Genomic DNA, 13,512 nt, shown 5'->3' on the forward strand with positions numbered 1-13,512 from the left:
AGCCGGGGCCGGATCCAGAGCCCAAGCCCAAGCCGTGGCGGGTGGCCGAGCCGGGGTCGGGGCCCGACCCGAGTCGGAGTTCGCCCTGACTCGAGCCGGAGGCCGTGCCCGCGCCGGAGCCGGTGGTTGAGCCGGAACCGGAGCCCTACCTGAGCCGGCGGATCCCGAGCCGGACCCGAGCCCGAGCCCGAGCCGAGTTCCGACCTGAGCCGGGGCCGCGCGAAAGCCCGAGCCCGAGCCGGGGCAAGTGCCCGCGCCTGAGTCGCAGCCCGACCCGCCCCAGAGTCCGCGCGCCCGCGCCGAAGCCCCAGCCGGCCCCCACGCCCGTCCCCCAACCGCAACCGGACCCGCAGCCGGCCCCGAAGCCCCGTCGCCCCGTGCCCCCGTCGTCGTCCTTCGACGGTGCGTTTTGACGGGTGGAGCTTGGTGGGGTGGGTGGAAAAACGGGAGACATGTGTCCGATTACAGATGATTTGGGCGAATTGCCCCATATCTTGACGTCATGATCTTCTCGGTGGCCTCGTACTTCGTGGTCGCGGCGGTCGCCCCGTGGTTGGTTCGGCGGCTCGGGCGGGATGCCTTCCTCGTGCTTGCCGCGCTTCCGGTGGCGACCACGGGGTGGGCGTTGGCCCAGGCCGGGGCCGTGTTCGACGGACGGGCCGCGGTCGAATCGCGCGAGTGGATTCCCCGGTACGGTGTCTCGCTGGCGTTTCGCTGCGACGCGCTCGCGCTGCTGATGGTGTTCCTCGCGGCGGGCGTGGGGGTCCTGGTCCTGGTCTACTGCGCGCGCTACTTCGCCGCCGACGAGCCCGGTCTCGGGGCGTTCGCCGGCGTCCTGGTCGCGTTCGCCGGGGCGATGATCGGCCTGGTCACCACCGACGACCTGATCCTGCTGTACGTGTTCTGGGAACTGACCACGGTCTTCTCCTACCTGCTGATCGCCCATCGCAGCGAACACCGCGGCCCACGCCGGGCCGCGATGCAGGCGCTGACCATGACCACCTTCGGTGGCCTGGCGATGCTGGTCGGACTGATCCTGCTCGGCGAGACGGCAGGCACCTACCGCCTCTCCGAGATCCTCGCCGCCCCGCCCGGCGGCACCGTCGTGACCACCGCGACCGTGCTGATCCTGGTCGGCGCGCTGTCCAAGTCGGCGATCGTGCCGTTCGGCTCCTGGCTGCCCGCCGCGATGGCGGCGCCCACCCCGGTCAGCGCCTACCTGCACGCCGCCGCGATGGTCAAGGCCGGCGTGTACCTGGTCGCCCGACTGGCCCCCGGCTTCGCCGAACTCGCGCCGTGGCGACCGATCGTGCTGATCACCGGTTGCGCCACTCTGCTCCTGGCCGGTTGGCGGGCGCTGCGCGAGGACGACCTCAAGCGGGTGCTCGCCTACGGCACGGTCAGCCAACTCGGCCTGCTGATCGTGGTCACCGGCGCGGGCAACCGGGACGCGGCGCTCGCCGGCATCGCGATGTTGGTCGCCCACGCCCTGTTCAAGGCCACCCTGTTCCTGGTCGTCGGCATCATCGACCACGCGGCCGGCACGCGGGACCTGCGCCGGCTCTCCGGCCTGGCCCGGACCATGCCGATCACGTGCGCGGTCGCGGTGGTGGCCGCGCTGTCCATGGCCGGACTGCCGCCGACGGCCGGATTCGTCGCCAAGGAGGCGGTCTACGAGGCGTTCCTGCACCGGGGCCGCACCGACACCGTGGTGCTCGGCATGCTGGTCGCCGGGTCGGCGCTGACCGCCGGGTACAGCCTGCGCTTCGTCTGGGGCGCCTTCGCTCGCAAACCCGACGTACCCGCCACCCCGTGCGAGCCGCCGAGCGGACTGCTGCTCGGCCCCGCCGTCCTGCTCGGCGCGGGCTGCCTCGCACTCGGCCTCGCCGCGGGGTCGCTGGACCACTGGATCTCCTCGTACGCCGACCTGTTCCCGCCCACCGGGTCCGCCGATCACCTGGCGCTGTGGCACGGCCCGGGCGTCGCGCTGAACCTGTCCGGCGCCGCGATCTGCGCGGGCATCGTGTTGTTCCTGGCCCGCGAGCCGGTGCTGCGCCTGCAATCGGCCACCGCCCGGATCGAACCCTCGCGCCTGTACGACGCGCTCGTGCGCGGCGTGGACCGGGGAGCGCTGCAACTGACCGGCACCACCCAGCGCGGCTCGATGCCGGTCTACGTCGGGGTGATCCTGCTCAGCCTGATCGCGATCACCGCCGCGACCGCCCTGGGCAACCTCCCGCTGCCGTTCCCGCACTCGCCGCGCTGGTCGGACTCGGCCGCCCAGGTGGTGGTCGGCGGGCTCGTGATCGGCACCGCGTTGATCGCCGCCGGCACCCGGGACAGGTTGCCCGCGGTGCTCCTGGTCGGGGTCACCGGCTACGGCTGCGCAACGCTGTTCGTGCTCCAGGGCGCTCCCGATCTCGCGCTCACCCAGGGCCTGGTCGAGACGGTCAGCGTGGTGGTGTTCCTGCTGGTGCTGCGCCGACTCCCGCGCCGGTTCGCGCACACCACCCGGCCCGGCCGCCGGGTCGTGCACATCGCCCTGGGCGTGCTCACCGGGGTGGTACTCGCGGGCGTCGCCGTCTCCGCGTTCGCCGCGCGGACCCGGCCGCCGGTGTCCCAGGCCTTCGCCGCCGCGGCGAAGGAGGCGGGCGGCAAGGAGATCGTGAGCGTGCTGCTGGTGGACATCCGCGCGTGGGACACGATGGGCGAGATCGCCGTCCTGGCCGTCGCCGCGATCGGCGTGACCAGCCTGATCTTCGTCCGCCGCGACCGCGGACTGCCCCGACTGGGCGACCGCGCCCCGGACCCGGCGGCACCGGCCGGCGACAGCGAGAGAGACACCGGCAGCACCGACGACACAGCCCGGGAGCCGGGCCCCGCCGGAAGCAGCGCCCACACCCCCGGCGAGGCCACCTCGGCCCCGGCGCACGGCCCCTGGCTGACCGCCGCCGACACGCTCGCCCCCGAACGGCGCACGGTGCTCTTCGAGGTGGTCGCGCGTGTCGCGTTCCCGACCGTGCTGGTGTTGTCGCTGTACTTCCTCTTCAGCGGCCACTCCACCCCGGGCGGCGGCTTCGCGGGCGGCATCACCGCCGGGCTCGCGCTGCTGGTGCGCTATCTCGCGGGCGGGCGGTACGAACTGGCCGCAGCCGCACCGCTGCCCGCCGGGCGGCTGCTCGGCGCCGGGCTGGTGATCAGCGCGGGCACCGCCCTGGTCGGCCTGATCGCGGGCGGTGCGGCGCTGCGCAGCACGGTGATCGACGGCACGCTGCCGCCCTTCGGCGACGTGCACATCGCGACGTCGGTGTTCTTCGACATCGGCGTCTACCTGCTCGTGGTCGGCCTCGTGCAGGACGTGCTCGGCGCGCTGGGCGCGGAGTTGGACCGACGCATCGAACAGACCCGGGACCGGGACGCCGAACGGACGGTGATCGTATGAAGAGCCCAACGATGATCCTGGTACTGACCGCCGCCGTGCTCGTGGGCGTCGGGGTTTACCTGGTGCTCGAACGCAGCCTGACCCGGGTGCTCCTCGGGGTGGTGCTGATCGGCAACGGCGCCAACCTGATCGTGCTCGCAGGGGGTGGTCGTGCGGGCGGCGCCCCGGTGCTCGGGGTGACGCTGCCGGCCGCGATGAACGACCCGCTGCCGCAGGCGATGGTGTTGACCGCGATCGTGATCACGCTCGCGGTGACCGCGTTCGTATTGTCGATGGTGCATCGGCACTGGGAACTGACCGGATCCGACGAGATCCAGGACGACACCGAGGACCTGCGCGTGGTGCGCCGCGCCGAGCGCGGCGATCTGCGCGCCGAACACCGGCGACTGCGCCGCGAGTTGCGCAGGCAGACCGCCGAGCGCCGGGCGGTGGTGCGGCGGCTGGGGGCCGAGGCCCGGGCGAATTACGCCGCCGAGTGCCGGCGGCTGGGCGTGGATCCGAGCGGGCACGGCGGTCAACCGGAGGCGCAGCGGATCGCGCGCGAGCGACGCGAGGAACTGCGGCTGCGGCTGCGCGGGATCAAGTCCGAGCACCGCATCCAACAGGCCGAGCTGCGGGCCCGTTTCCGGCGGGCGCGGCGCGAGTTGAACCGGCAGGCGCGGGCCGAGCGGGCGGCCGTCGCCCGGGCGGACAGCGTGGTGGATGCCGTGCCCGACACCGAGTTTCCGCGCGGCGTCGGCGATCCCGTCGGTCCCGAGCGAGGTCGGAACGGGCCTATTCGATGAACCACCTGGTGCCGCTCCCGGTCCTGCTGCCGTTGTTCGGCGCCGGGCTCAAGTTGGCCATCGGCGGTCGATTGCCGCGCGGTCAGCGGCTGATCAGCGTCGGTGTGCTGACCGCCGTGCTCGGTGTGGCGATCGCACTCCTGGTGGCGGCCGATCGGGACGGCCCGGTGGTGGCCCGGTTGGCGGGGTGGCCGGCGCCGACCGGGATCGTGCTGGTGGCGGACCGGTTGTCGGCGCTGATGCTGGTGGTCTCCTGTGCGGTCACCCTGGGCGTGCTGGTCTATTCGATCGGCCAGGGCCGGGCGGACGAGGACGAGGCCACGCCGCTGTCGGTGTTCCACCCCACCTATCTGATCCTGGTCGCGGGAGTGGCGAACGCGTTCCTGGCGGGCGACCTGTTCAACCTGTACGTCGGCTTCGAGGTGCTGCTCGCGGCCAGTTACGTGCTGCTGACCGTCGGCGGCACCGCCGCCCGGGTGCGGGCGGGCGCCGGCTACGTGGTGGTCGGCCTGCTCTCCTCGGTGGTGTTCCTGTCCGCGATCGCGATGGTGTACGCGGCGACCGGCACGGTCAATCTGGCCCAGCTCGCGGTGCGGCTGCCCGAGGTGGATCCCGGTGTGCAGGTGGTCCTGGAATCGATGTTGCTGATCGGATTCGGGGTCAAGGCGGCGGTGTTCCCGCTGTCTGCGTGGTTGCCCGACTCGTACCCGACCGCGCCCGCACCGGTGACCGCGGTGTTCGCCGGACTGCTCACCAAGGTCGGCGTGTACGCGATCATCCGGGTGCAGACGCTGCTGTTCCCGGACGGGCGGCTGGGCGATCTGCTGCTCGTGGTGGCCGCGGCGACGATGATCGTCGGCATCCTGGGCGCGATCGTGCAGAGCGACCTGAACCGGCTGTTGTCGTTCACGCTGGTGAGCCACATCGGCTACATGGTCTTCGGGATCGCGCTCGCGAGCGCGGCGGGCCTGGCCGGCGCGGTGTTCTACGCGGTGCACCACATCACCGTGCAGACCTCGTTGTTCCTGGTCGCCGGGCTGATCGAGCGGCGGGGCGGAAGCACCGACCTGGGCCGGCTGGGCGGGCTGGCGTGGATGTCGCCGGCGCTGGCGGTGTTGTTCTTCGTGCCCGCGATGAACCTGGGCGGGATTCCGCCGCTGTCCGGATTCCTGGGCAAGTGGCTGCTGCTGCAGGCGGGCGCGGAGACCGGCTCGGCGGCGGCCTACGTGCTGATCGGTGCGGCCGTGGGCACCAGCCTGTTGACGCTGTACGCGATGGCCCGGGTGTGGGGGCAGGTGTTCGGCGGCCCGGCGGACACCTCGGGGGCGACCGCGTACTCCTTCGGCGCGAGTCTGAGCGGGCGCGACGTGGCGGCCACCGCCAGTGTGCTGCCGCGCGCGATGACGCTGGCGACCTGTGCCCTGGTCGCGGTGGGGGTGGCGTTCACCGTGCTGGCCGGCCCGCTCGTCGCGCTGACCGATCGCATCGGTGTCGAACTGGTGGGGCGGGTCGCCTATATCGAGGCCGTGCCGCTGTTCGGCGGGTTCGCCCGAGGAGCGGGTCGGTGACCGCCCGCCGGAACCGGATTCGCATCCGGCGCATCTCGCCGCTGCCGGTGGGGTGGCTGGTCGTGGTATGGGTCGCACTGTGGGGCACCCTGACGGTTGCCAACGTGCTCACCGGGCTCGTGGTCGCGGTGTCGGTGCTGGTACTGCTGCCGCTGCCGCCGGCGCACGACCGGTTGGCGTTCCGGCCGTGGGGACTGGCCCGATTCCTGGCCCGGTTCGCGCTCGATCTGGTGCTGTCCTCGCTGCGGGTGGCCTGGCAGGCGCTGTGGCCGGGGCGGTTGCCGCGCAGTTCGGTGCTGGGGGTCGAGTCGGCCACGCGTTCGGACCTGCTGCTCACGCTGACCGTGCTCGCGCTGAACGTGCTGCCCGGCAGCATCGTGATCGAGATTCGTCGGGGCCGGCCCACCATGTTGTTCATCCACGCCCTGGGCGCCGAGACACCTGCCTCGGTGGAGGCGGCCCGGCGGGCGGTGGTGCGTCTGGAGACTCGTGTGGTGGCCGCGTTCGGTACCCGCGAGGAGCGTGCCGTTTCGACCGGAACTCCCGGAGGTGGTGCATGAATCCGCTCGTCGGCGGCGCCGTGATCGTGCTGCTCGGGGCGGCCGCGGTGCTCGCCCTGATCCGGCTCGTGCGCGGGCCCTCGACCCTGGACCGAGCGGTCGCGGTGGACATGCTGCTCGCGGTGATGTTGGCCGCGATCGCGGCGGAGGCCACCTTGAACCGGCACACCACGACCGTCCCGGTGTTGCTGGCGCTGGCCCTGGTCGGCTTCCTGGGGTCGGTGTCGATCGTGCGCTTCTCGGCGCGCGAGGGCGACTGACGTGCGGGCCGGTGAGTTCGCCGACGGCGCGTCCGCGGTGTGCCTGCTCACGGGTTGTGTGCTCGCGTTCGTCGCGGGCGTGGGGCTGTTGCGCTTCCCGGACACGCTGTCGCGGATGCACACCGTGGCCAAGCCGCAGGTCCTGGGCCTGCTGCTGGTCACGCTCGGCCTAGGGCTGCGGCTGCGCAGCGGGATCGACATCGGGATGCTGGTGATGGTGGCGTTCTTCCAACTGACCACGGTCCCGGTGGCGACCCACCTGGTGGGACACGCGGTCTATCGGCTGCCGCACCTGCCGACCGGGGATCTGGCCGTCGACGAACTCGCGGACGGGGCCGACCCGAAGCCCTGAGAGCCGGCCGGCGGGCGTGGTGCAGATCGGCGGACGCGGCGGTCGCGGGGTCGGTCAGCGCACGCGATGGACACGACTGATCCGGGACCACACGCGTCGATCGCACACGCCGGCGGGACGGCGGAAGGCGTCGTGGTCGATCGTGCGCAGCGGTCGGGTCTCCAGCCAACTGCGGTGGCCCGCACCGGGATCCCAGGTCTTGGTGGGCAGTCGTACGTAGCGGTCCCGGGTGCTCTGGTCCCGGCTGGTGATCTTGAGCACCTCGGCGCCGCGCGGACCCACCCGGACCACCAGGCACGGGCGGTCCTTGGCCTCGTCGCCCTCGTCGAAGGGCACCGAGGCCCACCAGATCTGACCGGGAGCCGGACGGGCCGAGCGGCCGGACGGCACCGGCGGCGGCGCGGTGCGCGTGCGGCGGCGGCTGAGGAACCACCCGAGGGCGGCCACGACGAGGACGACCACGAGGGCCGGGACGAGGAACTTCATGACGCCTGTCTACCCGATCGGTGCCCGACGCCGGGAGGCCACCGCCCCCCCGCCGGTCCCGCCGGCCGCTGCCGGGCGCCGAGAACCGGTGGACGTTTCCGGTCGCGCCGCCGGTCGTATTTCACTCCGTTGCGTGAGGTTGGCGGGTCGGTCCGGCGGATACCCGGGACGAGACAACCGTCGACCGAGGGGCCGGCCGGGGCCCGCGCGTTCGTCCCGGGTCCGCGGAGCAGCCGGGTCCGCGGCCCGTGACTCGGCGCGCCCGCACGCCGGTCGGTCGGGCCGGCGCCCGGCCGTCGGGGGCCGGCGCACGCCTCGGGCCGAGGCGGGCCCTCGGTCGTACCCGCCGCAGAAAGGAATCCACGATGAATGCGGAACCCTGCGAGATCGACGAGTGCGCCGCGTCGTTGCCGGCCGGCCCGGGGTCGGCGTCCGGTGCCGACCCGATCGGCGGCTGAGTCGTGTCGAAGCGGGTGGCGGTGGTGGTGGTCGGCGGGCACGAGAGCGCGAACGGCGCGGCGCTGCCGGGGTTGTTCGGACCCGAGGTGACTTCGGCGGCGTGCGGCCGGCAGCTGCATCGGGCGGTGGGCGCGGTGTTGCGGGCCGGCGCGGATCGGGTGTGCGTGGTGCCGATAACGGTGGGCCGGGACCCGGGACTGGCCGCGGACGCCGCACGCACGCTGCTCGCGCTGCCGGCGGCGGACCGGGCCCGGGTGCTGCTGAGTCGGCCGTTCGCCGGCACGGAGCAGCTCACCGGATGGCTGCGCGCCGCCGCGGCGCGGGTGCCGGAGCGGGCCGCGCTGCTGGTGGCGGCCCCGGCCGGGGACGCGCACGAGGACGCGGAGCTGTACCGGATCGCCCGCCTGGTGTGGCAGCACGGCCCGCACCGGATCGTCGAGGTGGCCCTGATCGGCGGCGATCCGGATCTGGGCCGGGCCTTGGAGCGTTGCCGTGTGCTGGGCGCGGCTCGGACCGTCGCGCTGCCCGCGTCCTTCGTGCTGCCGGCCGTGCCCGGCGTGGCCCCGCTGTTGTCGAGGCCGGTGGCGGCCGGGGTGCTGGCGGCCCGGGTCGGCTCGGCCGTCGAGCGGCTGCGGGTGCACGGCGACGACGGCCTCGCGGCGGTCGGGGCGCAGGCGCCGTCGGCCACCGTCCCGGACGGGCCACACCTCGACCGTGGTCGGCCGGCCGTTCCGACCCACGGCCGCGAGTTCGTGCCCGCGTCCGTGTTTCCCGTTGCCTAGGAGGGTCCAGCCCATGGTCACGGCCCAACCACAGCGGTACCTCTACCGCGACCACCCGGCCGAGTCGGCGGCGGATCGCCGCACGCTGACCGTCCCGGTGCGCAACACCGGCGACCGGGTGATCCGGGTCGGGTCGCACTTCCACTTCTTCGAGGTCGACCCGACGCTCGTCTTCGACCGGGCGGCGACCTTCGGGATACGGCCCAACATCGCGGCGGGTACCTCGATCCGGTTCGAGCCGGGCGGCAGCCGGAACGTGGAACTGCGCCCGTTCGCGGGCTCGGGGCGCCTGGTCGGCTGCACCGACCTGCCGCGCGGCGCGGCCGGCGCGCAGCCGGCCCGGCTGGCGGCGACGCTGGGCGCGATCGAACACGGTCTCCGGGAGGCGCATGCGCGGGCCGGACGAACCGACGCGGTTGCCCCGGAGCCCGCCGCCGGCGCCGCACAGCCCCCGGCCGGACGGGCGGGCCGGCCCGCCGGCCGCCCGATCCGCGGCAAGCCGGGTACCAGGCCGCCGACCAAGCCCGGATCCGTGCCCGGCGCCGCGCGAAAGGGTCCGCGCTGAGCGGGATTCCGGCTTCCGCGCCCGGCCGCCGCGACGCCGCGGCCGGGCGCGGGGAGCGCGCGGGCCCGCGATCAGCCCTGGTGCGGGTACGTCATGCCGATCCCGAGCGTGGACTGCATCGGCAGGAGGCCGGTGCCGATCGTGTCCATCACGGCGGGCAGGATCAGGTCGGCGAGTCGGGCCGCCTCGGCGGCGCCGATGCACTCCCACGGCCCGGCGGCGAGTTCGTCGGTGAGTGCCTCGACGGAGTCGCGGCCGGTCCGGCCCGCCTCGGTGGCGGTGCCGTCGGCGTTCAGCCAGCCTCGGGTGACCAGGCGCTCGCGTGCCGCGTCCCACTCGTCGGCGCTCCACTGCCGGCTTGCGAACACCTCGGCCGGGGCCGCACCGGCGGCGCTGTGCGAGACCAGTGCCTCGACGCCGTCCAGGCGGTGCGTCAGCAGGGCCGCGATGTGGCCGTCGCCGCGGTGTTCGCGCAACCGGGTGATCGCCTGCCACAACACCAGGTGCGGCTCGTCGGCCCAGGGGAGTGCGGCGTGCGCGGCGGCCAGCGGGCGACCGACGGTGTCGGCGGCCTCGGCCACCCGGCGGGTCAGCGCCGCGGCCTCGGCGATCTCCGGCGCATGGACCCGCTCGCCGAGCGCCGAGCGCAGCGTGGCGTCGGCCGCGCGCAGCCGGGCCGCGAGCACGGCGTCGGGGTCGGCGATCGCCCACACCTGCGGCACGTATCGGGCGACCATCGCCGGGCTGAAGCTGTAGAAGGTCGAGGTGACCAACTCGGCGGAGGCCGCACCGAGCGCCGCGGCGCGCATCGCGAAGTACGCGGGCCATCGTTCGTCCACCGAATAGCCGAGCGCCGCGGCCTCCTTGAACATCTCCGGCGAGTAGTAGTTCAGCGCGTGCAGCGGCTCCAGGGTCTGCCACATCCGGCGCACCAGTCCGGCGTTCGGGGTCTCGTTCGTCGCGCTCATGGCGTGTCCTCTTCCCTCCGGGCGGTTGGCCCCGGTCGTGCCGGGACCGCTCGGCCGCGGTCGTGTCGCCGAACCCGGCGTCGAACTTGTCACTGGCAAGATTGCTCGCCCACCGCAAACTTGTCAATGCCTAGATCCCGGGTAGCATCGACCCATGACCACCGGACGCCCCTATCACCACGGCGACCTGCGCCGCGCCGTGCTCACCGCCGCCTTGGACGTGGTGGCCTCGGACGGGATAGGCGCGATCAGCCTGCGCGACCTGGCCCGCCGCGCGGGCGTCTCGCACGCGGCCCCCGCACACCACTTCGGCGACAGGACCGGACTGCTCACCGCGATCGCCGCCGAGGGCTACGGGCTGCTCGCCGACGCGCTCGCCGAGGTCGCCCCCGGCGGCTCGGAGACACTGCGCGAACTCGGCGTGCGGTACGTGCGCTTCGCGCTCGCGCATCCCGCGCACTTCGAGGTGATGAACCGCCCGCATGTGGTCGACGGCACGGACCCGGAACTGCTGCGCCAACGGGCCCGGGCCGGTGCGTTGCTGCGCGGCGGCGTCGCGGGGGTGCCGGCCGAGCGCCGGGGCGACATGGACCGGGCGGTGCTCGCCGCGTGGTCGCTCGCGCACGGCTACGCCACCCTGCGCCTGTCCGGTGGGATCCCCGAGGCCGGCGATCCGGCCGACACCTTCCGGGCGCTGGCCGGCATGTTGTTCGCCGGGCCCGTGACGGGGTGACGCACGGCGCCGCTCGCACCGTTCGGCCCGCGGGGCCGCCCGATCCGCCCGGAACGATGGATTCCGGGCATCGTTGTGCACCATGGGTGACTGAAGGACTCTTGACCGTGATGACGCGGTCCGGGTACACCTGACAGTCGGGTCGAGCCCGACCCGGCCGAGCCCGTGGGGATCCGCGTCTCGCGACGAGCCGGGGCCTCCCGTGCCTCGACGCCGCGATCCGGTGGAAGGTGGGGTTCGTGACCGGGCACCTCGCACACGCGAACCGCCGCAGACGTGGTGTCGACCGAGGCCGAGCCGCTGCCGATGTGCGCACCCTCGGTGTGCGCCTTGGGCCCGGGGAGGTGCCGTGCGACCGGGTGACGGGAGACCGGGGATGCCGGAAGTGAGCGTGGTGGTGCCCCTCTACGGCGATCACGAGGCGCGCGGGGTGTTCGCCTCGGTCGCGGCGGCGTGGCTGGCGCAGAGCGTGTGCTGCGAGGTCGTGCTGGCGACGGCCGACGAACCGGCGCCGGTGGTACCGCCGGACCTGGACGAGCGCCGCCGGGTGCGGGTGATCCGGGCCCCGGGCACGAGCCTGGGCGCCGGGCTGCTGCGCAACGCGGCGGCGGAACGGGCCAGGGCGCCGGTGCTGTATCTGACCGATGCCGATGTGGCGCCGCTCGGGCGCGACTTCGTGGCCCGCGCGCTGGATCTGGCGGACGGCGGAGCCCTGGCCCAGCCGTGGATGTACCGGCTCGTTGGCGCCGCGGGGCTGCCGACCGGGTGGAGCGCGGTGGACCTGGTTCCGGTGGGCGAGGACCCGTTCTGCTTCGTGCGGGAGGACGCGGACGGCGTGCTGCGCGGGTTCCCGGACGAGCACATGGTCTGGGATCCGCCGCCGCCCGGGGCGCCGGAGGGCGCGTCGGCCACCCCGCGCGTGTTGCCGCCGCCTCGGGCGCGAGCGCCGTACGGACCCCGCAGCCGGGTGTGGCGCGCCCCGTACCAGTGGGGGGCGATGCTGGTGGACCGTCGTACCTTCGACCGCGTGGGCGGGTACTGCCCGGGCTATCTGGGCTGGGGCGGCGAGGACGACGACCTGCTCGCGAAGGTCGCCGCGCGTACCCGGTTGCGCCGCGGCCGGCAACTCGACCGATCCTGGAGCTGCCTGCACTTCGAGCACCGCACACCGTACGACGGCACCGAGCAACAGGCGGCCAACGAACGCCTGTTGGCCACCCGGATCGGGGCGGGCCCGGACGCGATGATCGAACAGGACCTGGCGGCGCACGCCGACCCGGGCGGCACGCCCCACGGCCATTGAACCCCGGGCGCCGCCCACCGGGCCGGGATCGGGTCACCGCGAGGGCGCGACCGGCGCCGACCCGACCCGGCTACCGGGCCCGAACGAGCCACTCCCGAAACAGTGCGAGGCCCGCGGCGCACTGGGAGTGCAGCGGGGTCGGCGGCGCGTCGGGCGCGAACCACTCCAGCGCGTCGAACTTGTGCGGCTCGCCGATGGCGACCCGATCCGGATCGACCCGGACCGCGAACACCACCGCGACCCAGTGCGACCGGACCGGGTCCCCGCGCAGCACGTTGCGCACCCCGAGGGTCTCGATCGACAACGCCTCGGTCGCGTACTCCTCGCGCACCTCGCGGACCACCGCACGCTCGAACGTCTCGCCCCACTCCAATGCCCCCGCACCGGTGTCCCACGTGCCGGCCTCGTCCCGGGCCGCCGCCGCCCGGCGCGCCAACAACACCCGTCCGGCCCCGTCGTGGCAGACGAACACGCAGGACACCGACGGGGCCGTCGGCCGGTTCGTCGCCATCAGAAGTGCTTCAGCAGTTCGGGGAACGCGGTCAGCGTCAGTACCCGATCGTCGTGCGGGTCCAACTCGCTCTGCTCCAGGACCCACGTGTGCGCGTTCGGGATGAACACCGCACCCAGCCCCGCGCCGCGCGCCGGCAGGATGTCCGACTTGGGGGAGTTCCCGATCATCCAGGTCGTCTCCGGCACCAGCCCGTGGGTGCGGGTGAGCTCGAGATAGGCGTCGACGCCCTTCTCCGGCACGATGTGCACGCTGCGGAAGTGGGGGGCCAGCGCGGACGCGTCGATCTTGCGCTGCTGCTCCTCGGTGTCGCCCTTGGTGAGCAGCATCAGGTCGTGGCGCGCGCCGAGCGTGGTGAGCGTCTCGACGACGCCGGGCACCAGTTCCACCCGGTTCTCCAGTAGCGCGACCGCGAGCTGCTCGATGTGCCGCAGCTCCGCCTCGGTGGCCGGCCGCGCGTGCAGCCGCTCCAGCGCCTCGCCCAGACTGCGCAGGAACATCTTGCTGCCGTACCCGTGCGTGATCGCGTTCGCGGCCTCGATGTCGTTCAGCATCGCCCGGATCTCGGTCCGATTCAGCGTGGGGTGGTCGAGCCAGTCGAGCCAGTCGTCGATGACCCGCTCGAACAGGATGTTGTTCTCCCACAGCGTGTCGTCGGCGTCGAAGATCAGGACCTGACGCGGGAGGCCCGTCGGCGTGTGCATGGGTGGTTTCGTCTCTGTCCGCTCGGCGACCATG

At 73.7% G+C, this 13,512-nt stretch carries 14 protein-coding genes; 10 read left to right on the top strand and 4 right to left on the bottom strand.

Going from position 1 to position 13,512, the window contains the following annotated elements:
• Positions 1-502 precede the first annotated feature (502 nt).
• The 6 genes from ACZOOI_RS28445 to ACZOOI_RS28470 are packed head-to-tail and all read left to right on the top strand — an operon-like array spanning position 503 to position 6,967.
• A complete protein-coding gene (locus tag ACZOOI_RS28445; RefSeq protein ID WP_465278505.1) occupies positions 503-3,442 on the top strand; it encodes a Na+/H+ antiporter subunit A in 2,940 nt (979 codons plus the stop codon).
• Positions 3,439-4,227, top strand: coding sequence for a Na(+)/H(+) antiporter subunit C (locus ACZOOI_RS28450; protein ID WP_465278506.1), 789 nt, complete (start codon positions 3,439-3,441; stop codon positions 4,225-4,227). The genes ACZOOI_RS28445 and ACZOOI_RS28450 overlap by 4 nt, the downstream gene beginning before the upstream one ends.
• Positions 4,224-5,795 (top strand): Na+/H+ antiporter subunit D, encoded by a 1,572-nt coding sequence (locus tag ACZOOI_RS28455; RefSeq protein ID WP_465278507.1) that lies wholly within the window; start codon positions 4,224-4,226, stop codon positions 5,793-5,795. The genes ACZOOI_RS28450 and ACZOOI_RS28455 overlap by 4 nt, the downstream gene beginning before the upstream one ends.
• Positions 5,792-6,355 (top strand): Na+/H+ antiporter subunit E, encoded by a 564-nt coding sequence (locus ACZOOI_RS28460; protein ID WP_465278508.1) that lies wholly within the window; start codon positions 5,792-5,794, stop codon positions 6,353-6,355. Before ACZOOI_RS28455 ends, ACZOOI_RS28460 begins: the two co-directional genes overlap by 4 nt.
• Positions 6,352-6,615, top strand: a complete 264-nt coding sequence (locus tag ACZOOI_RS28465) for a monovalent cation/H+ antiporter complex subunit F (RefSeq protein WP_391582252.1) — start codon at positions 6,352-6,354, stop codon at positions 6,613-6,615. Before ACZOOI_RS28460 ends, ACZOOI_RS28465 begins: the two co-directional genes overlap by 4 nt.
• A 1-nt stretch (position 6,616) precedes the next feature.
• A complete protein-coding gene (locus tag ACZOOI_RS28470) occupies positions 6,617-6,967 on the top strand; it encodes a cation:proton antiporter (protein ID WP_465278509.1) in 351 nt (116 codons plus the stop codon).
• A gap of 54 nt (positions 6,968-7,021) precedes the next feature.
• Here the strand turns inward: ACZOOI_RS28470 and ACZOOI_RS28475 are convergent, their stop codons facing one another.
• Positions 7,022-7,453, bottom strand: coding sequence for a type II toxin-antitoxin system PemK/MazF family toxin (locus ACZOOI_RS28475; protein WP_465278510.1), 432 nt, complete (start codon positions 7,451-7,453; stop codon positions 7,022-7,024).
• 461 nt (positions 7,454-7,914) lie between these two features.
• On the opposite strand from ACZOOI_RS28475, the gene ACZOOI_RS28480 reads away from it, so the two are divergent.
• Both ACZOOI_RS28480 and ACZOOI_RS28485 read left to right on the top strand, forming a co-directional pair.
• Complete coding sequence (locus ACZOOI_RS28480) at positions 7,915-8,694, top strand: sirohydrochlorin chelatase (RefSeq protein WP_465278511.1); 780 nt, start codon at positions 7,915-7,917, stop codon at positions 8,692-8,694.
• Between the two features lie 13 nt (positions 8,695-8,707).
• Complete coding sequence (locus ACZOOI_RS28485) at positions 8,708-9,259, top strand: urease subunit beta (protein WP_465278512.1); 552 nt, start codon at positions 8,708-8,710, stop codon at positions 9,257-9,259.
• Between the two features lie 71 nt (positions 9,260-9,330).
• On the opposite strand, the gene ACZOOI_RS28490 is transcribed toward ACZOOI_RS28485, so the two are convergent.
• Entirely contained in the window at positions 9,331-10,227 is an 897-nt protein-coding gene (locus tag ACZOOI_RS28490; protein ID WP_465278513.1) for an SCO6745 family protein, read from the bottom strand.
• 154 nt (positions 10,228-10,381) lie between these two features.
• Between ACZOOI_RS28490 and ACZOOI_RS28495 the strand changes: the two genes are divergently transcribed.
• A complete protein-coding gene (locus ACZOOI_RS28495) occupies positions 10,382-10,960 on the top strand; it encodes a TetR/AcrR family transcriptional regulator (protein ID WP_465278514.1) in 579 nt (192 codons plus the stop codon).
• A gap of 376 nt (positions 10,961-11,336) precedes the next feature.
• On the top strand, positions 11,337-12,263 hold the full coding sequence (locus tag ACZOOI_RS28500; protein ID WP_465278515.1) for a galactosyltransferase-related protein: 927 nt from the start codon (positions 11,337-11,339) through the stop codon (positions 12,261-12,263).
• Positions 12,264-12,333: 70 nt separating this feature from the next.
• Here the strand turns inward: ACZOOI_RS28500 and ACZOOI_RS28505 are convergent, their stop codons facing one another.
• Both ACZOOI_RS28505 and ACZOOI_RS28510 read right to left on the bottom strand, forming a co-directional pair.
• Positions 12,334-12,774 carry an NUDIX domain-containing protein gene (locus tag ACZOOI_RS28505; RefSeq protein ID WP_465278516.1) on the bottom strand — a complete coding sequence of 147 codons (441 nt, stop codon included), beginning with the start codon at positions 12,772-12,774 and terminating at the stop codon, positions 12,334-12,336.
• Positions 12,774-13,478 carry an HAD family hydrolase gene (locus ACZOOI_RS28510; protein WP_465278517.1) on the bottom strand — a complete coding sequence of 235 codons (705 nt, stop codon included), beginning with the start codon at positions 13,476-13,478 and terminating at the stop codon, positions 12,774-12,776. The genes ACZOOI_RS28505 and ACZOOI_RS28510 overlap by 1 nt, the downstream gene beginning before the upstream one ends.
• Positions 13,479-13,512: the final 34 nt, after the last annotated feature.

The sequence above is a fragment of the Embleya sp. L77 genome (assembly GCF_055557415.1).

Excerpts from the sequence above, each read along its gene's own strand:
- ACZOOI_RS28445 (WP_465278505.1), top strand. The coding sequence starts at position 503 with ATGATCTTCTCGGTGGCCTCGTACTTCGTGGTCGCGGCGGTCGCCCCG.
- ACZOOI_RS28450 (WP_465278506.1), top strand. The coding sequence starts at position 3,439 with ATGAAGAGCCCAACGATGATCCTGGTACTGACCGCCGCCGTGCTCGTG.
- ACZOOI_RS28455 (WP_465278507.1), top strand. The coding sequence starts at position 4,224 with ATGAACCACCTGGTGCCGCTCCCGGTCCTGCTGCCGTTGTTCGGCGCC.
- ACZOOI_RS28465 (WP_391582252.1), top strand. The coding sequence starts at position 6,352 with ATGAATCCGCTCGTCGGCGGCGCCGTGATCGTGCTGCTCGGGGCGGCC.
- ACZOOI_RS28475 (WP_465278510.1), bottom strand. The coding sequence starts at position 7,453 with ATGAAGTTCCTCGTCCCGGCCCTCGTGGTCGTCCTCGTCGTGGCCGCC.
- ACZOOI_RS28485 (WP_465278512.1), top strand. The coding sequence starts at position 8,708 with ATGGTCACGGCCCAACCACAGCGGTACCTCTACCGCGACCACCCGGCC.
- ACZOOI_RS28490 (WP_465278513.1), bottom strand. The coding sequence starts at position 10,227 with ATGAGCGCGACGAACGAGACCCCGAACGCCGGACTGGTGCGCCGGATG.
- ACZOOI_RS28495 (WP_465278514.1), top strand. The coding sequence starts at position 10,382 with ATGACCACCGGACGCCCCTATCACCACGGCGACCTGCGCCGCGCCGTG.
- ACZOOI_RS28500 (WP_465278515.1), top strand. The coding sequence starts at position 11,337 with ATGCCGGAAGTGAGCGTGGTGGTGCCCCTCTACGGCGATCACGAGGCG.
- ACZOOI_RS28505 (WP_465278516.1), bottom strand. The coding sequence starts at position 12,774 with ATGGCGACGAACCGGCCGACGGCCCCGTCGGTGTCCTGCGTGTTCGTC.
- ACZOOI_RS28510 (WP_465278517.1), bottom strand. The coding sequence starts at position 13,478 with ATGCACACGCCGACGGGCCTCCCGCGTCAGGTCCTGATCTTCGACGCC.